This is a genomic window from Streptomyces sp. NPDC006208 (genome assembly GCF_040613775.1).
In the GTDB taxonomy this organism is placed as follows: domain Bacteria; phylum Actinomycetota; class Actinomycetes; order Streptomycetales; family Streptomycetaceae; genus Streptomyces.
The window spans coordinates 46,415-67,311 of the sequence record NZ_JBEXSW010000039.1; the positions used below are offsets into that span (position 1 = coordinate 46,415).

Here is a 20,897-nt window from a genome sequence, read left to right on the forward strand (position 1 = left end):
GTACTGCGAGGAGATCATCCTGGGCATGACCACAGAGACGATCAACGCGGCCGCATCGGGCACCTGGGAACTCGGTGACCTGAAGATCAACCGCATGGGCTTCGGCGCGATGCGTCTGCCCCAGACCGGCGAGGCGTTGGTGCCCGACGCCGTACCGCGCGACCGGGACCGGGCGCTCGGCGTGGTGCGCCGCGCGGTCGCGCTCGGCGTGAACCACATCGACACCGCCGCGTTCTACTTCTCGCCCCTGCGATCCGCCAACGAACTGATCAACCGGGCCCTGGCCCCGTACCCGGACGATCTCGTCATCACCACCAAGGTCGGGCCGGGCCGCGCCCCCTCGGGCGAGTGGCTGCCCCACGCCACCCCGGACCAGCTGCGCGGCCAGGTCGAGCAGAACCTCCGTCAGCTCGGCCGCGACCACCTCGACGTGGTGAACCTGCGCATCATCGGAACGGATTCGATCGCCGAGCGCTTCGGCGCACTGGCCGAACTGTGCGACGCCGGGCTCATCCGCCACCTGGGCATATCCAACGTCACCCCGGAACACCTCGCCGAGGCCAGGGCCATCGCGCCGGTGGTCTGCGTACAGAACCAGTACGGCATCGGAGTGCGGCCCGACCACGACGAGTTCGTGCGTGCCTGCGGTGAGCAGGGCGTCGCGTTCGTGCCGTTCTACTCGATCGCCGGCACAGGGCGCCAGGCGGGCGCGAGCGGCACCGAGAGCGACGAGGTACTCGCCGTCGCACAGGCGCACGGTGCGAGCGCTGCGCAGGTGCGACTGGCGTGGACGCTGCACCGCGGGCCGCATGTGCTGGCCATTCCCGGTACCGGCGACCTGGACCATCTCGTCGCCAACGTGGCCGCAGGCGCACTGCGCCTCTCCGAGGACGAACTGGCCGCCTTGGACCTGCTCCACCGGCGCGGAGCCTGAGGCTGGGCCCGCTGTCCGGAGGCCGCCGGCCCGGACGCCCGCGCTGATCGCGCCGCGCTACCACTCACCCGTCACCGGACCCGCTCACCAGCCGACGACTGCATCGCGGCGGAACAGAACGCCGGAGGGTCCGTCGTCGGGCAGATTCGCCGCGCGGACGACGGCCTCGGCCGCGGCCTCGGGGGACTGCTCGGCCTCCGGGCGCATCCGGGTGCGGACAAGTCCCGGATTGACCGCGTTGACCAGCACTCCCGAACCCTCCGTCTCCTTGGCCAGCATCACCGTCAGGGCGTTCAGGGAGGCCTTGGACACCGAGTACGCGGGGCACTGCGGCGCGATGCCGATGGTGAAGGTCCCCGTGCCGCTGGAGACATTGACGACGCGCCCCCAGCCGGCCCGGACCATCCGCGGAACGTAGGCCTGCGCGACCCGCCAGGAACCCAGCAGATTGACCTGCAGCGTCTGCTCCACCAGCTCCAGCCCGATCTCCGAAGGTGCCTTGCCCCAGTCGAGTTGCACACCAGCGTTGTTGACGAGAACGTCCACCGGCCCGGTGCACTCCACGGCACGTGCCACGGAGTCGGCGTCGGTGATGTCCAGCCCGACGCCCCGTGCACTCCCGCCCAGCATCTCGGCCGTCTTGCGGGCCGTCTCCTCCTCCCGTGCGGCCACCACCACCCGGTGACCCTGGGCGTGCAGCAGCGTCGCGACCGCCAGACCGAGTCCGCGGTTGCCGCCGGTCACGAGCGCGGTGCGGGGAACAACTGCCATGACACAAGCCTCCATAGGTCGAAGGCCCGGCACCCCCGGGGCGGGGATGCCGGGCCCATTGAGCTCACTCAGTCGGTACGGGACAGCAACTGGCCAATCGCAGCGGCCAGTTCACCCTTCGGGTCGGCGGACCCGGCAGGCGAGCGCCAGGCCACGAACCCGTCGGGACGCACCAGGACCGCGCCGCCGGACTCGATGCCGTACGTCTTCGCCACGCTGCCGGACGCGGTGAACTCCGCCCCGGCGCCGCCGATACGGTGCGCCGCCAGGGTGATGCCGAGCTCGTCGGCGACTGCCTTCGCCGCGTCCACCCACGCCTGTCCGTCCTCGGCGGTTACCACGACCGCGGAGCGCCCGTACAGGTCGAGCACCGAGATGCTCGTGCCGGAGCGGTCCAGCTCCAGATGCGGCGCCCGGGTCCCCGGCTCGCCGCTGAGGTTCTGCGGCGCGACCGGCGGTCCCGCGCTGTAGCGGTAGCCGAACACCGTGGTGCCGTACGCCTCGGCCGCGTCCTGGCCCTCGGCGTCGTCCCCGGTGCGCTCCTGCATCATCCCGAGGGCCTGCTGGAGCGTCATCCAGGCGACCGGGTGCCGCTCGGCCTGGTAGGTGTCCAGCAGCTCCTCACCGGCCTCGCCGTCGATGACAGCGGCGAGCTTCCACGCCAGGTTGCTCGCGTCCTGGATGCCCAGGCTCGCCCCGAACCCGCCGGTGGGCGGCACCAGATGGGCCGCGTCCCCGACCAGGAAGACCCGGCCCCGGCGGTAGTTGCGGGCCACCTGTGCGCCGATGACGAAGCTGAGCCACTTCGCCCCGCCGGCAGGCAGCTGGGCGATGATCCCGACCTCCAGGTCGGGCTCGCCGATCGCCGCCCGCACCAGCTCGACCGCCTTCTCCTCGGTCATGTCGTCCAGACTCTCGCCGGGCGGCATCCCGGTCGCGAAGATCCACCGCTTCTGGCCGTCGTGCGCGAACAGGATGGTCGAGGGTGCCGGCTTGTCGAGGTAGCAGACCCCGACCGGACGGCCCCGCGCCGCCTTGCTCAGATCGGCCTCGAAGAGCACCGACACGGTGGTGGCGAACTCACCGGGCCCGTCGCACTCGATGCCCAGCTTCGTACGGATCGGGCTGCGGCTGCCGTCGGCGGCCACGAGGTACTTCGCCCGGACCGTGCGCTCGACGCCCGTACCGGTGTCCTTCAGTAGGGCGGTGACGCCGTCCCCGTCCTGCTCGAAGGAGACCAGCTCGGTGGAGAACGCCAGCTCGGCGCCGAGCTCCCCGGCCCGCTCGCGCAGCAGGTGCTCGAGCCGGTCCTGGTCGATCGGGGCCCACTCGCACGGGCTGACCGAACCGCTCGGGTCGGGCTGGTCCGTCGGCCCGCTGAACATCTCCGGGCCCGCCAGCGTCTCGGCACGGATCATCAGCAGCTTGCTGAAGTCCGTGGCGAGGCTCGCCTCGGACCAGATCCGGTCCTCGAGCCCGACCTGCCGGTACAGCTCGACGGTGCGCGGGTTGACACCGCGCGAGCGGGGGTGGCTGAGGGTGTCGGGGTGCCGTTCGACGACCAGCGAACGTATCCCGTGCCAGCCGAGGAAGACCGCGGTCGACAGCCCGGTCACGGCGCCTCCGACGACGAGGACCGGGACCTCCTCAGTGGTCTTGCTCATGGACGGATTCCTTTCCTCGGATCGGGACTGCCGTACCGCCGTACTGCCGCAATGCGGTGGTGCCTCGGTACCGCACTGCCGGGCTGCCGAACGCGGCCGCGCTCACGCGGCCTTGCGGCAGATGACGACCGTGTCGTAGTCGCTGAGCGGCTTGACCTCGGTCGAGGCGAAGCCGGCGTTCTTCGCGTGCTCCAGGAGCTCGGAGGTCGGGTACTCGGAACCGCCGTCGGTCACGAGCAGCATGTCCAGGCTGATCACCAGGTTCTCGACGTGGTCCGGCTCGTCGTCGAGCATCCGGTCGTAGACGATCAGTGCGCCGCCGGGGTTGACCGCGTCGAACGCCTTGGCCACCAGTTCACCGCGCTGCGTACGGTCCCAGTCGTGCAGCACGTGGCCCATGGTCACCACGTCCGCCTTCACGGGCAGCGGGTCGGTGAAGAAGCTGCCGCCGTGGAAGTGGACCTTGCCGGTGAGCCCGTAGCTCCCCACGTGCTCGTCGAAGAGCGGCTCCATCGGAGGCAGGTCGAAGACATGCCCCTCCAGATGCGGCTGGTTCTTCACGATGATCGAGCAGAGATTGCCGCGCGCACCGCCCACGTCCAGGACGGACTGGGAGTTCGACCAGTCGAACTTGCCCACCAGCTCGGGGCCCACGACATGGGTCAGGGCGTCCATCATGTGGACGAACTGCTTGAGGATGTGCGGGTTCTGGACCACCACGTCGAAGTGACTGCCGGACTGCTGCTCACCGGTGCGCAGGGCCTCACCGAGCCGGCCCCACGCCGGGTACAGGTTGCGGTTGGAGCGCTCGAGGAAGCCGCCGACCCAGGTGCGCTCACCGCGCACGAGGTAGGTGTCCGCGCCCTTGGCATTGCGGTAGCCGCCGTCGGCACGCTCCAGCAGACCGAGCGCCGTCAGCAGGTTCAGCCAGTCGCTCAGCCCGCGTCCGTGCAGGCCGAGTTCCTTGCGGATCTCCTCCTCGGTGGAGGTCCCCTTGTTGTGCAGCGTCGTGAACAGGTCCAGTTCGACAGCGGTCAGCAGCGCCTTGGCGTCGCAGAACGCGTTGCTCAGCCGGATGATTCCGGCCGACGTGCTGACGTCCGGGCTGGTTTGCGTCATGCGCAGGACTCCTTCCAACACGGCGCATGGCCTGGCGCCAGGCCGCTTGGGCGGAGAATCCCGTTCCCGGGTTGAGGTCACCTCAAGAGGGACTGGGGCAGCAGGCCGCGGGTCGCCCGGCCCGTCCCGGCTCGAGGTCCGGATGCGGGGGCGACATCCGCCGCCTCACCCGCCGGACGTAACTCCCCTGCCACGGTTGCCAGGGGAGGCAGGGCGCAGCGCGATGGCGCACCATATGACCGCCGCCGTCAGTACGGCCGCGGCCATCGCGCCCAGCAGGGGCGCTTCCGGCCGCCAGCCCAGCGAGAGCCGGGTACCCAGGAGGGTGAGCACGCCTGCGACCCGCCCCGGGGCGTAGACGGGGACCCTCGCGGCGGCGGCCCGCAGTGCGGTTGCCGCGGCCAGGCCGGTCGCGGTCCAGGCGGCCAGATACGGCCACACCGACCCCGGAGCGGCGGACGGCAGCCCGTACTGCTCGGGGCCTATACGGTACAGAGCGCCGGCCCAACCCAGGCCTACGCCAAGGACGGTGATGCCGGCCACCCACACGGCGTGGCGCCACAGAGGGCCGGGCCGCACGGTCTCTTCGTGGCTTTCAGGGGTGGACGGGTCGTCGACGAGTTCGATCACGCCCAGAAGGACGCGGGCCGGCGGCCGCACGTTGCCCCTGGCCTCGGGATTTCACGCAGCGAGGGGAACTGAACGGAACGCACGCGTCTTCCGAACCGGTGCTCCAGGAGACGAAAGTTGAAAGCCGGTGGGCTGCCCGGACATAGTGGCGTGCATGGCTTCCCTGGTGAGACACATAACCATCGACTGCGCCGACGCCTACGGTCTGGGCAGCTTCTGGGCCGAGGCCCTCGATTCGCCGCTGGCCGACGACGACCACCCGGGCGACGAGGAGGCGCTGATCGAATCGCCGGGAGCCACGCTGCTGTTCGTGACGGTCCCCGAGCGCAAGGCGGCCTCCGTCAAGAACCGTGTGCACCTGGATCTGCAGCCGCAGGACCGTACCCGGGACGAGGAGATCGAGCGGCTGCTGGCCCTGGGCGCCACCCTGGTGGCCGATCACCGCCGCCCCGACGGCACGGGCTGGGCGACTCTGGCGGACCCGGAAGGCAACGAGTTCTGCGTCGAGCGCAGCGCGGCCGAGCGCGCGGCCGCGGGCCGGCAGTAACTGCTCCGTACCGCAACCCCAGCACCGCCCCCCGGCCCGCTACCGCCCCTCCGGGCCTCGTGGCGGTCGGTAGCTCCGTCGCCGACCCAGTTGGCTCTTGTAGATCCGCCTGGGTGAGCCGTCTCGCGGTGCCCGGGGCCACGGCGTGGCGCGAGGCGGCCGCCTCCGCCGTCGGCCCCGCGCCGGTCCGCGCCCTGGGCGTTGCGGTAGCCGCCGTCGGCACGCTCCAGCAGACCGAGCGCCGTCAGCAGGTTCAGCCAGTCGCTCAGCCCGCGTCCGTGCAGGCCGAGTTCCTTGCGGATCTCCTCCTCGGTGGAGGTCCCCTTGTTGTGCAGCGTCGTGAACAGGTCCAGTTCGACAGCGGTCAGCAGCGCCTTGGCGTCGCAGAACGCGTTGCTCAGCCGGATGATTCCGGCCGACGTGCTGACGTCCGGGCTGGTTTGCGTCATGCGCAGGACTCCTTCCAACACGGCGCATGGCCTGGCGCCAGGCCGCTTGGGCGGAGAATCCCGATTCCCGGGTTGAGGTCACCTCAAGAGGGACTGGGGAAGCAGGCCGCGGGTCGCGACCGAGGAACAGGCGCAGCGGCAGGTGGAACGGACACAGCCGCAGGCCGCCGGCGCCGACGCACGCCAGGTCGCCCGCACCGACGGGTACGAGAGGTGCTCGACACCCTGGGCACTCACGCTCAGTTCGGGCGGCGAGCATTCGGCCCGACTCTGGGCGATCCTCGACGAAGCGGTGCTGCGCCGGACGGTCGGCCCGGCGGAGGTGATGCACGACCGTCCGCGGGCGCCGGCGAGCAGCTGCACATCACTGTGCAGCTCCTGCCGTTGTCGCCCGGCGCACACCCCGGACGCAAGAGGTCGTTGACGATGTCGGGAACTCCCCAGAAGTCTTTGACCAGTTGAGAGCCCTCGCCCCCGATCCGTAGAAGACACCCGCCCGCACGAAGGACCATCGCTGCCACGGAGTCGACGCCGCGCGCGCCCCCATGCGCGTCGTGGAACTGCGATCTTCGCGCAGCTCAACACGCGTGCTTCGACGCTCCCTGCCGCCGCGCCGAGCACGAGTCCACCGCCAGGTCAGGGAAGGCCTCGCGGCCGCCAGCGAAGATCTCTGACACCAGCGGGGCCCCGTCTTGACTCGGTCATGAAGTCTGCGTCGACCTTCGTAGACGCACACCGGCACTTCCAAGTACCGCATGATCTCTGACGATTGAAGTTTCGAACTAGTGCACTATCCGAGATCGCTGGAACCGTGCGAAGGCTCTGGATGATCAGGTGAATGGCCCTGGTGGCCACGCAGGAAACCATGCCAAAATACCTAAGGCGGCAGGGGGTCAGGGCACCGCGCTAAACCTCACGGGCACATAAATTCCGCCGACCACGCCCACTCGAGACTCGATAACCAAGGAAAAATACGCATGGCGCGTTACGGTTTCGAAACGAACATTCCCGAACTGACCCGCCGCCTAGGTCTAAATCTCTACAACGATCCCACCATTTCACTGCGAGAACTCCTGCAGAACGCCAACGATGCATGCATTCTCGCAGAAGGTCTCCTGGGTGCACCAAAAGGACGAATCGACATTTCCGTCGACTCCAAGAATCACAGGTTATCAATCACTGACAGTGGAATCGGGATGGATGAAAGGTGTCTCAAAGAGGTATTGAGCACCATCGCCTCGTCCACGAAGGCAGAGCTTCGAAAGGAGTTGGAGAGGAAGCATTTCAAGCCGGCACGAGGAATCGCCGGGCAGTTCGGCATCGGCTTTCTTTCAACATTTATCATCGCCGATGATGTTCACATTGAAACTCGCCATCAGCAAGAAAGCGGGCCTGGGTCCTTGTGGCACTCGAAAGGAGACGGCTACTACGATCTGCGGCCGAGCCCGAAGCCTTTGTCCCGAGGCACGACCGTCACGCTTGTCCTTAAGGAGGAGTTCCGCAACAAGATCAACACCATGACCATCACCGAGGCGCTTGCGAAATATTGCCCGTTCATTCGAACGCCCTACTACATCAACAGCTCGGCTCTACCGGCAAACCATGAACTGCCACCCTGGAGCGATACAGACAATCAAGGTCTTGCCGACGCCTATCTGCGTTCGAATTTCAACAGAAGGCCGCTGGTGAACTTCTACATCGATCACGATGGCCCGGTTATCATCGGCTCAGAATCCGTACCGCACCTGAGTATCTCCGGATACCTCGCCATCCCTGATCAGCAGTTTTGGAGTGAAGAGCCTCGGGTTTATACGTCAGGTCTCTACGTCGGCGAGATCAGGGATGGCCTTCCCTCATGGGCGCGCTTCGTTCTCGGGGGTATCGAGTGCCCAGATCTTGATTTGACGCTTGGCCGCGACGACGTGATGAAGAACACGACATGGAGGGCGGTCAAGAAGGTTGTAGCGGGAAAGCTGACTGAAGCCATGGTACGTGACCTATCAGACCGTAGATCCCGGATACGGCAGCGCTGGAACAGTGTTTTTGATATCCACGCAGAAGACATCATGCGATCCGCAGTGGAGGATGCGCGCTATGGCGAGGGAGATTTCTACCGGGCAGTGCGAGACATCATCCCATTCCGCATCGGCGGGGAACGGATGTCCCTTGCAACTGCAATTACGCAAGGGAAATGTATCGAAGAGGGCGGCAAGAAGGTTCTCTTCTACTTCGCACAGGGATTCCGACGCCATGAAAGTGCAGGGGTGCAGGAAAGCCTGCTCTTCGATGAACGCGGGCTCCACTTCATCGACGCGCGAAACTTCTATGAGCGCGATTTTCTCCAGCAATACGGGGCTGACAACTCGTCTCTTGCGCTGGTCCCCATAGAGGAAGGACTTGAGTATGTCCTGAACTTCGAGTGCGACGCTGACGACGCCAGGATCATCTCAGAGACCTACCGCGCACTCGGTTACAACGCTCGGTTGAGTAAATTCGAGCCCTCGGAGCTGGCTGGGGTGATCGTACCGGTTGGCGAGCAGGACGGCCATGACAGAGAGTTGGACTGGTCCACGCCCGAGGGGCGGGAGGAAGTCATACAGCTACTCGTGGGCGCAGCCAGTCCGGGAAACTATCGCCCTTACACCCTGTGCATCAATGCCAACAATATCCTGGTGCAGGAAATCCTGCGCTATGCCAGAGAACACGGTGTTGACTCGCACATAAAATTGGCGCTCAAGCAAATCTACTTCATGTCGGTCCTGGTGTTCGGTGACGCGAACACTCGTGTCATCGCTGAAATGGCGCCCAGTCTGTCCAGCCTGATGCTCAGTTTCCTGCGGCGCTCGACGGATCTGGATTCAGAGTTGGCTCGACTGCGTCAAATGGTCTCCGAGGCCCAGAAGCGAGTAGGGGAAAAGGAAGCGGAACTTCTCAGGAGTGGGATATTGAAGAGGGAAGACGGAACGGTATTTCTCGCCTATGGGTACGATGAGCCGACAGCTCAACTTGTCCAAACGTTCAAGCATCTGCTTCAGGACCGAGGGATATCGGTCATCGATGGGCAGGTGGACGCCGCCGGATCGCTGTCTGAGCAGATACTTCGCCGGATCAGGTCTTCTTCCATGTTCGTCGGAGTCCTGACGCCTCGCGACAAGATAGCGGGCGATGGGGGGTCAATCGCTTCCACTTGGGTAATCGAAGAGAAAGGAGCTGCGCGCGCATGCGGAATCCCTGTCCTGCTCATCGTCGACAAGGGCGTAGCCCAACAATTCTACGGTAACTTGGAAGGCGACAACGTCCGAATTGCAGTCGGGGATCAACCCGCAGACTGGGTCGATGCCTTTCGCAGGGCGACCAATATGATCGTGGAGACTCTGCGTCAGACGCCGAATCACGATTGAATCACTCCGGCTGCAGAAGGGCGTGCACGCGCCTGGCCTTGACGACGAGGCCGCCGATGAGTTGTCGCAGTCGCCCTCGTGGTGAACGCCGTGTACGACCCACGAGAGATGCGTATTCAGGACTGACGAGCACGAGAATTCATAGGACTATGTCAATGAGGCCGGGGACCCGCGGTGAAAGCGCCGACGCCCACCGAGACCTCGAAGCAGCCATGCATGCAGGTCATCACGGGAATCGGCCCCGACCCGTCGCAGCCGCCCAAGCTGAGAGGCCGGTCGATGGCCTGCGGGCCCATCCTGAACTGAAGCCGAGCGAAGCCGACTGGGCCGCGTACGCGGACTGGCGCGAGCAGACGGCTACGGCCCTTGAGGCACGCGCCGGCTGCTTGGCCGGTCAGGAATCGGGGGCCCTGCCAACTCGGCGGCCCCAACACCCGGAAGAGCGTTCACGAAACTGCGGTCAGTGGCCCTGACCTGGCAGCAGTGGACGTACAGCGTCCGTCCGGACCGCCGTACCGGAGCGGCCGGAGAAGGCCCCGGGCCCTCGGTGGCACCGGTGGCCACCGCCGCATCTCCACTGCCTCTCAAGTCGAAGTGGCTACTCATCAGGGGTGCCGTGGAGGGATCCCGGCGGAAGCCCAGCTTGCCCAGAGGGGATATGCATGTATGACGTGAAGATCCCGGTGCTGATCGTCGGTGGTGGTCCCGTCGGCCTGTCCACGGCGCTGTTCAGCGGCCGGCGTGGCGTGCGGACGATGCTCCTGGAGAAGAGGGACAGCACCTCCATGCTCCCCCGCGCTCCCGGTCTGCAGGCCCGCACCATGGAACTGTTCCGCGCGGCGGGACTCGGTAAGGACATCCGTGCGCTCGAAATGGGTGATTCCCACGCCTACTTCGAGGGCGGAATCATCAAGGTGGAGACGTTCGCGGACATCGACAACGCGGAGCTGCTGGAGTCGCCGTCACTGGACGGCGAGACGGTCAGCCCCGAGCGGGTGATGGGCTGTGGCCAGGACCGGTACGAGAAGGTGCTGGTGGCCAAGGCCAAGGAGTACGGCGCGGACGTCCGCTTCAACACCAAGCTGATCTCGTTCGAGCAGGACGCCGACGGCGTCACCGCCATCGCCGAGGAGGGAGGGACCGGCAAGCGGATCACCATCCGTGCCGACTACCTCGTGGGCGCCGACGGAGCGGGCAGCCGCATCCGTGAGGCCCTCGGCGTCAAGCGCGTCGGCCGTGGCACGGTCTTCAACGCCCTGAGCATCTATTTCCGGGCGCCCGAGCTCGAAGTGCTGCTCAAGGACACCAAGTTCATCCTGTGCTACGCCTCCGCGGGTGGCACGCTGATGGGCCTGTCCCGGCTGCACGGCTGCGACCCGTGGCTGGCCGCGCCCATCTACTACCCGGAGAAGGGCGAGAAGCCCGAGGACTACACCGACGAGCGGTGCATCGAGATCGTCCGCCGGGCCTCCGGCAAGGACATCGACGTCGAGATCATGGACAAGGTGCCGTGGCAGGGCGCCCAGCTGGTCTCGGAGACCTTCCGCGCCGGCCGTGTCTTCCTCGCCGGCGACGCCGCCCACGTACACCCCCCGGCCGGTGGCTTCGGCGCCAACACCGGTATCCACGACGCGCACAACCTGTCGTGGAAGCTTGCCGCAGTCCAGCACGGCTGGGGCACCGAGGCGCTGCTCGACACCTACGACGCCGAGCGGCGTCCGCTGGGCACCGCCATGTCGGAGCAGGCGCTGGTGCGCAACCGCATCCGGCACGGGTACTCCACCGAGCAGGACCGCGCGGACTTCGTCGACGACGTGATCATTACGCTGGGTTACCGGTACCGCTCCACCTCCATCGTCGGGGCCGAGGGCGCCAAGGTGCTCACCCCGGATCTGGAGCTCACCGGTGAGCCGGGCACCCGGGCGCCGCATGTCTGGCTCAGGCGGGGCGACGAGACGATCTCCACGATCGACCTGTTCTGGGACTCGTTCGTGCTGCTGACCGGTCCCGAGGGCGGCGCCTGGGCGCAGGCCGCGGTGCCGCTCGCGGAGAAGCTCGGCATTCCGCTGCGTACGCACACCGTCGGCAAGGGCGCGGAGCTCACGCCCACCGACCGCGACTGGGCCGAGGTCTACGGAATCGGCGCGGGCGGCGCGGTGCTGGTACGCCCGGATGCCTTCGTTTCCTGGCGGTCCGAGGGTGGCGCCGATGATCCGCAGAGCGTGCTCGCGGACGTCCTCGCCCGGGCCTCGGGCGTCGAGACCGCTGCCGTCACGGCACCGTGAGAGGAGAGGTGGAGATGACCGCGGACGCCGTAGCGCATCCCGGCGCCGTGCTGGCCCAGGCCATGGCCTTCCAGCCGGCCCGGCTGGTGCTGACGGGCATCGAGATCGGCCTGTTCACCGCGCTCGCCGAGCGGCCGGGCACCGAGGAGGAGATCAGGGAGCGGCTGGGCCTGCACACCAGGGGCACCGACCACTTCCTGGCCGCGCTGGTCGAACTGGGCTTCCTGGAGCGTTCGGCGGGCGGGGAGTTCTCCAACTCCCGGGCGGCGAGGCAGTTCCTGGTCCCCGGCGACGACGGATATCTCGGCGGCTTCCTGAAGATCGCCGGCCAGGTCATGTACCCGGCGTGGGACAAGCTGGGTGAGGCCCTGCGTACGGGTGCACCGCAGGCGGCCACGTACACCGGCGAGGACATGTTCGGTGAGCTGTACGACAGCGACGAGAAGAAGGACGGGCTGGTCGGCATGGCGGAGGACGCCAGCCGCCCGCTCATCCCGGCGCTCACCGAGTCGTTCGGCTGGGCGAAGTACAACTCCGTGCTGGAACTGGGTGGTTGCCGAGGCAACGTCTTGGCCGGTCTGGCGAAGGCGCATCCTCATCTGGACGCATGCGTCTTCGACCTGCCCCAGCTGGAGGGGGACTTCGCCGCCCACATGGCCGACATCGGCATGGCCGGCAAGGTCCGCTACCACGGCGGTGACTTCTTCGCCGACGCCCTGCCGCAGGCGGATGTGCTGATGATCGGGCACGCGCTGGTCGACTGGAACGACGAGCAGCGCAAGCAGTTGGTGAAGAACACCTTCGCCGCGGTGCGCCCCGGCGGGGCGTTCCTGGTGTGGGACCCGGTGATCGTCGACGACGACGAGAGCTATCTGCGCAATCTGATCCGCAGCCTGAACCTGCAGCTGATGACGCCGCACGGCAAGGGCTACCGGTTCGAGCAGTGCGCCGAGTGGATGCGGGAGGCCGGCTATGCCGAGGTCACCCACACCTCACTCGGGCACGACGTGACCCTGGTCGTGGCCCACAAGGACTGATGTCCTCGTCTCATGACCGGATCCGCTCGAGGTGCCGTTCCTGCAGCTCGCGGCTGCTGCGCATGAAGTCCAGCAGCAGCTCGAGCTGCTCGGCGCTGTAGCGGGCGACCTGCTGGAACCCGTCGACCGCGAGCGGGCCGAAGATCTCCTCCACGGCCTGTACGGCCTTCGGGGTCGGCCGCACGATCGATTTGCGCCGGTCCTTGGGGTCGGGGGAGCGGGTCAGATAGCCGAGCCGGTCCAGGCGGTCCAGCAGGGCCGTGACACTGCCCGTGGTGAGTCCGAGCGCCGCACCCAGTTCGCTGGGTGCGGCGCTTTCGCGCTGCATGAGGACGTCCAGGGCGTGCAGATCGGTGCGGCCCACACCGAGGCGTTCGGCGGCAGCGGCGTCGAAGGAGTCGACGGCCGTCTGGAGCGCCCGGATCTCGGTGGCGAGCTCCTGCTGAAGATTTTTCCCGTTATCACTTGACATCCAAGTAACTCGACCTTCAAGATAAATATCGATAGCTTGGAAATCAAGATAGTCGAGCGCCAAGCGAAGTCAACCCTTGACCATCACGATCGGGTCGTTGCCCGGGTTCCCGGAAGGAACACTGCGATGAACACCCAGAAGAACGGCACCACCGCACAGATCGAGGCCTACTACACCAACGTCAAGCGGCTGGGGCACTGGACCGACTCCCGCACCGTCGAGGTCACGGCCCGACGCGGCTCGGTCCACGTGGACCTGCGCTCCGCGCAGATCCCCGAGGGCGACCTCGAGGTCCGCATCACCGCCGAGCGCTCCATCCTCAAGATCCTCGTGCCGGACGGCACCGTCGTCGACGAGTCGGGGCTCGCGTACGAGGGCCGGTCCGAGGTCAAGGACGCGCAGCGGCACTCCGCATCCGGCGGCCGGCGGCTGCGGCTGACCGGTGTGCTGAGGCGCAGCGAGATCCGGATCGTCCGCGGCGGCGTCGCGACACTCACGGCGATGTTCTCCCGCGAGTTCGTCGACGACTGCCGTACGGCACACCGGGACGGCACGCTGCCGACGGTCCACGCCCCCGAGAGTGTCCGCGAGGGCACTCCGAGGGACAACGTCTGATCCTTCAACAGACCCTTGAGCGCGCCCCCTTAGCGTCGTGACAGCTGCTGCCGGACCCCGCCGTCAGCACTTCGCAGGCGCTCAGGGGGCGTGTTCATGACTCCTCATCAACTTCAGTTCCTTTTCGTCGGACTCGCGGCCATCCTGGTGCTCAGCAGGCTGCTCGGCGCGGCCGCTCGCCGGCTCGGGCAGCCGCCCGTGGTCGGCGAGATCCTCGCCGGCATCCTGGTGGGCCCGTCCTTGCTGAACGGGGCGATCGCCGACTTCCTCTTCCCCGCCGACATCCGGCCACTGCTGGCCGCCCTGGCCAATCTCGGCCTGGTGCTGTTCATGTTCGTCATCGGCTACGAACTGGACCTCGCGCTGATGCGCGGCAAGGGGAAGGTGGCGGCGAGTGTCTCACTGTGCTCCGTCGCTCTGCCGTTCGCTCTCGGTGGGCTGCTGGCCCTGCATCTGAGTGAACGTCATGAGTCCGTCAGTCACACCGGATTCGTGCTGTTCATGGGTGCGGCCATGTCCGTCACCGCCTTTCCCGTACTGGCCAGGATCCTGTCCGACAGCGGGCTGGGCCGGACCCGGATCGGCGGGATCGCCCTGGCCAGCGCCGCGTTCGACGACATTGTCGCGTGGTCGATGCTGGCCGTGGTCGTGACGGTCTCGGGCGGTGGCGACCAGTGGTCGATGCTGCTCGCACCGGTCTATCTGGCCGTGATGTTCTTCCTGGTCAAGCCGGGCCTTCGGCTGCTGTTCGACGAGCGCAGGAGCGGTGGCCGGATCACCTCCGACCGGCTCATCGTCGTGCTCGGCGGTCTGATGCTGTCCTGCTGGGCGGCCGAGTGGCTGGGCGTGCATTTCGTCTTCGGCGCCTTCCTGTTCGGCGTGGTCATGCCGCGCCAGACCTCGGAGCTGGTCCGGGTCCAGGTCGTCGACCGGTTCGAGCACCTCAGCCGGCTGCTCCTGCTTCCCGCGTTCTTCGTCGTCGCGGGCCTGAAGGTCGACCTGTCGGGCACCGGGCTGCAGGGCCTGGGGGAGCTCGGCCTCATCCTGCTCGTGGCGATCTCGGGCAAGTTCATCGGCGCCTTCGTCGGTGCCCGGGCCAACGGCGTACCGGCCCTTCAGAGCGGTGTGCTGGCGACCCTGATGAACACCCGAGGGCTCACCGAGATCGTCATTCTCACCATCGGCCTCCAACTCGGCGTCCTGGACCCGGCGTTGTACTCCCTGATGGTGGTCATGGCCCTGGTGACGACGGCGATGGCCGGCCCGCTGCTGCATCTGTTCAAGCGGCGCGCAGGCAGTACGGAGGCGATCGGTGACTACGGCGACTCCGCGGGCGATCCCCCCGCCGGGGAGGATCGGCGCGTCGCCTCGGCGAGCAGCCCGAGGCGGTGACGGGGATCCACGGTGACCGGGTGCTCGCTGATCACCGGTAGCTGGTCCTCGGCACCGAGGCCTGTCATCACCGTGCCTGGGTTCAGAACACCTGCTTGGAGCGCCCGAATCAGCTGGGAACTGGTACACCACTTCTCAGGACGCAACCCCGACTCCGTCGGGGGCCATCACGAAGGATCGAGACCGGGGGCGCAGTCCAACTCGACGAGAAAGAGCCGAGGCTGGAACTGCGCCCTCATCTCAGGCAGGGCCGACAGGTGCCTCCTGGCCGATGCTTGTCACGGGCGCTTGTGGCCGGATGTGGCGGGCGGGATGCTCTGCTCGTACTGGAAGACGTTGCGGGGGTCGTACTGCGCCTTGATCTTGCGCAGCCGGTCGAAGTTGTCAGCCCAGTAGGCAGTTTCCCAATCCTGCTGCCCAATGTTCGGCACGTTGACGTAGGCACCGTTCACGTAGGGCCGCAAGGCCTGGCTGAACTCCGCGATCCAGGTCTGGGCCACTGGGGTGAGCGGGTCGCAGACGCCCGGTTCGTCTCCACGAGTCCCCCAGCCGGCGCCGGGCTCGGAGTAGAAAAGCGCGTCGCGATGCGGGAACGCAGTGCCGCCGCGGGGGCTCTTCCTGACCGCCCCGCCGAAGGCCTGGACGAAGAAGTTGCTGTCATCCGTCGGGGCGTTCTGGATGAACGAGGAGACCACGCTGATCGCTTCGCTCGGGAACGGCTTCCTGGTGAACTGCGAAAAGAACTTCCAGTTCGCGGGTTCGTCCTCGACCGGAATCTGGAATCCCGCATATACGTCGCCCCAGTTACCGACCTGAACGGAGACGTCGGGACTGTCGATCGACAGGATCGGTGCGAGCAACTGCTCCGCCTCTTCCGGCGTTCCTTCGGCGAGAACCCCGAACAGGAAGATCTGGTTTCTGTGGATCTCAAGTTGCGTTCCGAGGCGGTGGTCGACGAACGGTGCCGTACGCTGATACGCCTCGAAGATATCAGCGAGGTCCCCGATGCCCTGCCACGTCGCCTGGAGGTAAGCGACGCTCTTCAGCGGAGCCACTTTGTAGGTGAGTGACGTGACGATCCCGAAGTTTCCGTTGCCCGCTCCGCGGAGCGCCCAGAGCAGGTCCTCGTTCTTCTTCCGATCCGCACGGATCACCTTGGCGCACTCGTCACCCGACGGAACGACGATCTCAGCCCCCACAAGGCTGTCGCAGGCCATGCCGAGCCAGCGGGTGAGGAAGCCGAAGCCGCCGCCGAGTGTCGCACCGGACAGGCCCACGCTGCCCTCCGTTCCGGTGGTCACCGCGAGGTCCTGCTTCGCGAGCGTGGTCACCGCTTCCAGCTGGTTGAGCCCGGCGCCGACCGTCGCGACACCAGAGTCGGTGTCGATGTCGACCGACTTCAACTCGCTGATGTCGATCACGAGACCGTTGTCGACGTTCGACCAGCCCTCAAGGGCGTGCCGGCCGCTCCGCACCCGCACCGCGACGTCGTTCTGCCGCGCCCACGTCAGGGCGTTGACCACGTCCTGGGTGTTCTGGGCGAAGACGATGACCAGCGGATAGTGAGAGAAGAGCTGGTCCCAGCCGAGGCGCGCATCCGTGTACCCGGCGTCGGTGGGGCGGACGATGCGGCCGGTCAGCTCGGCCGGCGGGCACTTCACGCCGCCTCCCGGTCCTTGACTCGCGGTGCTCGCGCCCGGTGCGCCTGCGGCAGCCGCAACACCCGGAACACCGACCGCGCCGGCGCCGGCAACAGCCGTCGCCTTGAGCAGGACGCGACGCGAAAAGTCGTGCATGGTGAGTATCCTCTCGACCCGGATACGCCAGTTGGCGACGAAAATTATCCACCAGATGGCGCGTTCAATCCTTTGTGGACGATTCCTGGGCCCGCAGAGTAACAGGGGTAACCGGTGACGAAGTTATCCCAACACACTCGTTGGGGTCGATTGAAACGCGTTGAAGAATGACATATGCAGGCGGTCAATATTTAGCCATGCGGATCCAGTGGAAACCTAATATCCATATTTTTGGAGCAGTGGCGGTCATTCCATAGGGCGCGTGTCATGGCCCCAATTGCCGCTCGGGGGGGCGTCTCGGCAAAGGCCGGTGGAGTCTTCACCTCGATCTTTCGTGACGGTCCGCCGACTCAGTCGGCGGACCGTTTCGTGTTCTGTGGCTGATGGGGGCAGGCCGACGGCCCGGTTGTCGCATCGGCTCGGCGCCGGGTTCCGCTGCTCCGAGGTCGGGTGGTGCTGCCGTCGGGATGGGGAACACCGGTGTGGCCGACGCTGTGACGACGAGCGCGGCGCGGACGCGTTCGGCCGAAGTCCTGCCCGCGGCGACCGAGTCGATGAAGGACGAGCTGAGAAACGGCCTCGTCGCACTGGCCCGGAAGGGCAAGGTCCATAGCCCGGACTGCTGGCTTTGCCGGGCACGGGAGACAACCGGTGGCCCGCGGCGCTGCCGCGGGCCACCGTGCGCTCGGCCGTGGAGCGGCCGCCGGTGCCCCTACAGCTTTCCGCCGAAAGAGAACCGCCAACTGTTGCAGCCCTGGTCCGTCCCCCCGGGGCCGTTTCGGGTGCACGCCTTCACCGTGAAGTAGCCGGCCCCGTCCATCCAGCCGATGCTCGTACGCGGGGGCGAGCAGGATCCGGTCCCGCCCGCCGCCTGCTCCGACATGACCAGCTCGGTGCCGAAGTACAGATAGCCCACCGCGCGGCGTCCGTCGGGCTTCCCACCGTCACAGACGTCGAGGAAGACACCGTCGACGGACACGTAGGCATCGGCGGATGCCCAGCCGCCTTTGGGCGAGTCCCACGACACGACGCTCTCGCTGACAGGCCCCGCCGACGCCGATCCGGCACTCAGGGCAAGAACGCTCACTGCTGCTGCTGCCGTACCGAATCCGGTGATGACGCGGCTCCTGCTCTTCATCGGCCTTTCCCCGTCCTCTCGATCCGCCTGATCGGTCGATCAGGCCGGCAGCGAGCTTGGCACCGGCGTCGCCGAGGGCGGAACAGCAGACGGCTGTCCCGGACAGGCCGCCGGTGTCCAGCCTGGTCAGAGACGTTGCCACGGCGCGTCCCGGACACGTACGGGGGCCGGAGGGCATGCGGCAACGTCCCGCGGGAGGACCGGCGTTCACAAGCGGCCCAACCACCGGCCGGCCGGCGCGTCCGCCGGCATCGGGTCCGCTGTCGGCGAACCTGCCTGGGCGGTCGGTGCTCGAGGTGCTTGGGTGTCGGGATGGAGATCTTGGTTCTGGGCGGAACAGCTTGGGTGGGCCGGGAGTTGTCGCGGCAGGCGATCGAGCGCGGCCATCGGGTGACGTGCCTCGCTCGCGGCAACAGCGGTGACGTCGCGGACGGAGCGACGCTGGTGGCCGCCGACCGGCGCGACCCTTCGGCGTACGAGCCACTGCTCGAGCGCGACTGGGATGCGGTCGTCGAGGTGTCATGGCAGCCGGGCTTCGTCCGTGCGGCGCTCGACGTACTGGGCTCCAGGGCCCGGCACTGGGCCTATGTCTCGTCCGTCAGTGCCTATGCCTCCCATGCCGAGCCGGACGCGGACGAGTCCGCGGCCCTTCTCGCTCCGACCGACCGGAGCGAGGTCGACCGCGCGTCGTACGGCGAGGCGAAGTCCGCCTGCGAGCAGGCGTCGGCGGCCGCCGTGGGCGACCGCCTTCTCATCGCACGTGCCGGTCTCATCGGTGGCCCGGGCGATCACAGCGGACGCTCCGGCTACTGGGTGGCCCGTGCCGCACGTGATCCGCACGGGCCGATGCTGGTGCCCGATGCACCGGCCATGCCGACACAGGCGGTCGACGTGCGGGACCTCGCCGCCTGGCTGCTCGACGCCGCGGAGCAGGGGAGCACCGGCACCTACGACGCGGTCGGTCCGGTCGTTCCGTTCGGAGAGTGGATCGAGCTGTCCCGTACTGTCGGCGGGCACACCGGTCCGGTGGTCGCCACCGACTCGGCATGGCTGCTCGCGAACGGTGTGGCCGAGTACATGGGGGCCGAGTCGCTGCCGATGTGGCTGACCGAGCCGGGCTGGGAAGGGTGGTCGGCCCGGAACGGGTCGGCGGCGCGCGCCGCCGGGCTCCGTCATCGGCCCCCGGCGGAGCTGCTGGCCGACACACTGGTCTGGGAACGCGAGCAGGGCCTGGACCGGGCGCGACGGGCCGGCCTCAGTGCCCGGCGGGAGCGCGAGCTGCTCGACGCTCTCGGCTGACGGCTTTGTCCTCCCCCGTTTTCCCCGCACACCGGGGGCTTCGCCTGCGGCGCCTGCGGTCCCGGGTGCGCGGGGGAGTGGACACTGTCGGCGTACGGGTGGCCCGGGCGACCCGGACCTCAGCCGAGCGTCGCCCCGGCCAGCCGCTCCAGCTGGTCCGCCTGAGCGGTGCAGGGGAAGACCAGCAGCTCGTCGCAGCCGGCCGCGGCATAGGCCGCCGCGGTCTCCCGAAGCCGGCCCTCGTCGGTGATGACCGCCTTGGCCGCCATCTCCGCCTTCGGTCCGATGAAGGAGTAGTACGCCCGCAGATACGACTCGGCGGTCTCCTGCGCGCCCGGCCCCAGGCACGCGTACACCAGCGCCACCAGCTTGGGCTCGGTGTCGCGTCCCTCGGCGCGCCAGGCCGCTTTCGCCTGTCGCGCGAGTTCGGCGTATGCGGTCGCCGAACTGCCGCCCGCGATCCACCCATCGGCGAACCTGGCCGCACGCTTCATCGCCGCCGGCGTGTGACCGCCCACGATGATCCGAGGTCCCTCGCCCGCGGGGAACGGCCCGATCCCCGGCACCGGGCCCTTGCCGGCCCAGACCTCCCGCAGCTCCGTCAGGATGCCGTCCAGGCGGCGTCCGCGGTCCTGGTACGGGGCGCCGGTGGCCCGGAAGTCGTCGTCACGGCCGCCGGCCGCCACGCCGACGGTGAGCCGCCCGCCCGAGATCTCGTGGATCGTGGCGAGCTGCTTGGCCAGCAGGGGAGTGCCGGGCCGGTAGGCGGCCAGCAGGATGGACGTCGTCAGCCGGATCCGCTCGGTCACCGCGGCGGCCGCGGCGAGCGAGGTGAGCGGCTCGTAACTGTCGTACACCAGACGGTCGAGCGTGCCGAGGCTGGAGAACCCGTGGTTCTCCGCCAGACGGGCCCAGTCGACGAGCCGCCGTCCGTCGACGTCCGGCACTGTGGTGGGCAGGCCCACTCCGATTTCCACGGGGCTCTCCTTGTTCGTCGGTCCACTGGTTCGGCAAACCCCGGGGCTGTTCCGGGCCCTGCGCCGCAATCACCGGCGGGGCTGGATTCCGGGGCGGAAGGCTCCCGCCGTCGGCGGGCTCAGTGATGGACCCGGTCGGGAACATGCAGCCCGCCCGGGGAGTCGGGCCGCACGGCCCGGAAGGGCATAGGCCAAGGCGCCCCGTGCGAGTGCCCCCGGGGAGCGAGGTCCCCGGGCACGTCAACTCCGTAGGGGCGGGCCCGGCCCCCGACGGCAACGCCCTCGGGGGCCGGGCCCGGCTCGGCCCGCCAAGCGGCGCGCACCGGTGGCGCAGCACCCCGCGCCACCGGCACCAGCCCCGCCTCTCGCGC

The 20,897-nt window shown here is 67.8% G+C and carries 17 protein-coding genes and 1 pseudogene; 9 read left to right on the forward strand and 9 right to left on the reverse strand.

From position 1 onward, the window contains the following. Positions 1 to 25: 25 nt before the first annotated feature. Positions 26 to 934 carry an oxidoreductase gene (locus tag ABZ208_RS28185; RefSeq protein ID WP_356912258.1) on the forward strand — a complete coding sequence of 303 codons (909 nt, stop codon included), beginning with the start codon at positions 26 to 28 and terminating at the stop codon, positions 932 to 934. Between the two features lie 84 nt (positions 935 to 1,018). On the opposite strand, the gene ABZ208_RS28190 is transcribed toward ABZ208_RS28185, so the two are convergent. The 4 genes from ABZ208_RS28190 to ABZ208_RS28205 all read right to left on the reverse strand — a co-directional run bounded on the left by ABZ208_RS28190 (position 1,019) and on the right by ABZ208_RS28205 (position 5,118). Then, the gene (locus ABZ208_RS28190) at positions 1,019 to 1,705 is read right to left on the reverse strand and encodes an SDR family oxidoreductase (RefSeq protein WP_356912259.1); all 687 of its coding nucleotides are present in this window, start codon (positions 1,703 to 1,705) and stop codon (positions 1,019 to 1,021) included. Between the two features lie 68 nt (positions 1,706 to 1,773). Beyond that, a complete protein-coding gene (locus ABZ208_RS28195; RefSeq protein WP_356912260.1) occupies positions 1,774 to 3,369 on the reverse strand; it encodes an FAD-dependent monooxygenase in 1,596 nt (531 codons plus the stop codon). 102 nt (positions 3,370 to 3,471) lie between these two features. Beyond that, positions 3,472 to 4,488, reverse strand: a complete 1,017-nt coding sequence (locus ABZ208_RS28200) for a methyltransferase (RefSeq protein ID WP_356912261.1) — start codon at positions 4,486 to 4,488, stop codon at positions 3,472 to 3,474. Positions 4,489 to 4,653: 165 nt separating this feature from the next. Beyond that, entirely contained in the window at positions 4,654 to 5,118 is a 465-nt protein-coding gene (locus tag ABZ208_RS28205; RefSeq protein WP_356912262.1) for a hypothetical protein, read from the reverse strand. Positions 5,119 to 5,272: 154 nt separating this feature from the next. Here ABZ208_RS28205 and ABZ208_RS28210 point away from each other — a divergent pair. Continuing rightward, positions 5,273 to 5,650 (forward strand): annotated as a pseudogene (locus ABZ208_RS28210) (VOC family protein); the annotation flags it as partial. On the opposite strand, the gene ABZ208_RS28215 reads toward ABZ208_RS28210, so the two are convergent. Beyond that, on the reverse strand, positions 5,557 to 6,114 hold the full coding sequence (locus ABZ208_RS28215) for a methyltransferase dimerization domain-containing protein (RefSeq protein WP_356912263.1): 558 nt from the start codon (positions 6,112 to 6,114) through the stop codon (positions 5,557 to 5,559). The pseudogene ABZ208_RS28210 and the gene ABZ208_RS28215 sit on opposite strands and share 94 nt — an antisense overlap. A 142-nt stretch (positions 6,115 to 6,256) precedes the next feature. Here ABZ208_RS28215 and ABZ208_RS28220 point away from each other — a divergent pair, with 142 nt between their 5' ends. The 4 genes from ABZ208_RS28220 (at position 6,257) to ABZ208_RS28235 (ending at position 12,837) form a co-directional block, all read left to right on the forward strand. After that, positions 6,257 to 6,538: a Scr1 family TA system antitoxin-like transcriptional regulator gene (locus tag ABZ208_RS28220; protein WP_356912264.1), complete on the forward strand. Its 282-nt coding sequence runs from the start codon at positions 6,257 to 6,259 to the stop codon at positions 6,536 to 6,538. A 553-nt stretch (positions 6,539 to 7,091) separates the two neighbouring features. Further along, entirely contained in the window at positions 7,092 to 9,515 is a 2,424-nt protein-coding gene (locus ABZ208_RS28225; protein ID WP_356912265.1) for an ATP-binding protein, read from the forward strand. Between the two features lie 662 nt (positions 9,516 to 10,177). After that, positions 10,178 to 11,800 carry an FAD-dependent monooxygenase gene (locus tag ABZ208_RS28230; protein WP_356912266.1) on the forward strand — a complete coding sequence of 541 codons (1,623 nt, stop codon included), beginning with the start codon at positions 10,178 to 10,180 and terminating at the stop codon, positions 11,798 to 11,800. Positions 11,801 to 11,814: 14 nt separating this feature from the next. Then, complete coding sequence (locus ABZ208_RS28235; RefSeq protein ID WP_356912267.1) at positions 11,815 to 12,837, forward strand: methyltransferase; 1,023 nt, start codon at positions 11,815 to 11,817, stop codon at positions 12,835 to 12,837. Between the two features lie 10 nt (positions 12,838 to 12,847). On the opposite strand, the gene ABZ208_RS28240 is transcribed toward ABZ208_RS28235, so the two are convergent. Continuing rightward, complete coding sequence (locus ABZ208_RS28240; RefSeq protein ID WP_356912268.1) at positions 12,848 to 13,309, reverse strand: MarR family transcriptional regulator; 462 nt, start codon at positions 13,307 to 13,309, stop codon at positions 12,848 to 12,850. 126 nt (positions 13,310 to 13,435) lie between these two features. On the opposite strand from ABZ208_RS28240, the gene ABZ208_RS28245 reads away from it, so the two are divergent. Next, complete coding sequence (locus ABZ208_RS28245) at positions 13,436 to 13,924, forward strand: hypothetical protein (RefSeq protein ID WP_356912269.1); 489 nt, start codon at positions 13,436 to 13,438, stop codon at positions 13,922 to 13,924. Between the two features lie 96 nt (positions 13,925 to 14,020). Then, positions 14,021 to 15,316 carry a cation:proton antiporter gene (locus ABZ208_RS28250; protein WP_356912270.1) on the forward strand — a complete coding sequence of 432 codons (1,296 nt, stop codon included), beginning with the start codon at positions 14,021 to 14,023 and terminating at the stop codon, positions 15,314 to 15,316. Positions 15,317 to 15,594: 278 nt separating this feature from the next. Here the strand turns inward: ABZ208_RS28250 and ABZ208_RS28255 are convergent, their stop codons facing one another. Further along, a complete protein-coding gene (locus ABZ208_RS28255) occupies positions 15,595 to 17,112 on the reverse strand; it encodes an FAD-binding oxidoreductase (protein WP_356912271.1) in 1,518 nt (505 codons plus the stop codon). Positions 17,113 to 17,824: 712 nt separating this feature from the next. Next, entirely contained in the window at positions 17,825 to 18,250 is a 426-nt protein-coding gene (locus ABZ208_RS28260; RefSeq protein ID WP_356912272.1) for a hypothetical protein, read from the reverse strand. A 312-nt stretch (positions 18,251 to 18,562) separates the two neighbouring features. On the opposite strand from ABZ208_RS28260, the gene ABZ208_RS28265 reads away from it, so the two are divergent. Next, positions 18,563 to 19,549 (forward strand): NAD-dependent epimerase/dehydratase family protein, encoded by a 987-nt coding sequence (locus ABZ208_RS28265; RefSeq protein WP_356912273.1) that lies wholly within the window; start codon positions 18,563 to 18,565, stop codon positions 19,547 to 19,549. A 119-nt stretch (positions 19,550 to 19,668) separates the two neighbouring features. On the opposite strand, the gene ABZ208_RS28270 is transcribed toward ABZ208_RS28265, so the two are convergent. Beyond that, positions 19,669 to 20,526 carry an LLM class flavin-dependent oxidoreductase gene (locus ABZ208_RS28270; protein ID WP_356912274.1) on the reverse strand — a complete coding sequence of 286 codons (858 nt, stop codon included), beginning with the start codon at positions 20,524 to 20,526 and terminating at the stop codon, positions 19,669 to 19,671. Positions 20,527 to 20,897: the final 371 nt, after the last annotated feature.

Excerpts from the sequence above, each read along its gene's own strand:
- ABZ208_RS28185 (WP_356912258.1), top strand. The coding sequence starts at position 26 with ATGACCACAGAGACGATCAACGCGGCCGCATCGGGCACCTGGGAACTC.
- ABZ208_RS28190 (WP_356912259.1), bottom strand. The coding sequence starts at position 1,705 with ATGGCAGTTGTTCCCCGCACCGCGCTCGTGACCGGCGGCAACCGCGGA.
- ABZ208_RS28195 (WP_356912260.1), bottom strand. The coding sequence starts at position 3,369 with ATGAGCAAGACCACTGAGGAGGTCCCGGTCCTCGTCGTCGGAGGCGCC.
- ABZ208_RS28200 (WP_356912261.1), bottom strand. The coding sequence starts at position 4,488 with ATGACGCAAACCAGCCCGGACGTCAGCACGTCGGCCGGAATCATCCGG.
- ABZ208_RS28215 (WP_356912263.1), bottom strand. The coding sequence starts at position 6,114 with ATGACGCAAACCAGCCCGGACGTCAGCACGTCGGCCGGAATCATCCGG.
- ABZ208_RS28225 (WP_356912265.1), top strand. The coding sequence starts at position 7,092 with ATGGCGCGTTACGGTTTCGAAACGAACATTCCCGAACTGACCCGCCGC.
- ABZ208_RS28230 (WP_356912266.1), top strand. The coding sequence starts at position 10,178 with ATGTATGACGTGAAGATCCCGGTGCTGATCGTCGGTGGTGGTCCCGTC.
- ABZ208_RS28235 (WP_356912267.1), top strand. The coding sequence starts at position 11,815 with ATGACCGCGGACGCCGTAGCGCATCCCGGCGCCGTGCTGGCCCAGGCC.
- ABZ208_RS28240 (WP_356912268.1), bottom strand. The coding sequence starts at position 13,309 with ATGTCAAGTGATAACGGGAAAAATCTTCAGCAGGAGCTCGCCACCGAG.
- ABZ208_RS28245 (WP_356912269.1), top strand. The coding sequence starts at position 13,436 with ATGAACACCCAGAAGAACGGCACCACCGCACAGATCGAGGCCTACTAC.
- ABZ208_RS28250 (WP_356912270.1), top strand. The coding sequence starts at position 14,021 with ATGACTCCTCATCAACTTCAGTTCCTTTTCGTCGGACTCGCGGCCATC.
- ABZ208_RS28255 (WP_356912271.1), bottom strand. The coding sequence starts at position 17,112 with ATGCACGACTTTTCGCGTCGCGTCCTGCTCAAGGCGACGGCTGTTGCC.
- ABZ208_RS28260 (WP_356912272.1), bottom strand. The coding sequence starts at position 18,250 with ATGAAGAGCAGGAGCCGCGTCATCACCGGATTCGGTACGGCAGCAGCA.
- ABZ208_RS28265 (WP_356912273.1), top strand. The coding sequence starts at position 18,563 with ATGGAGATCTTGGTTCTGGGCGGAACAGCTTGGGTGGGCCGGGAGTTG.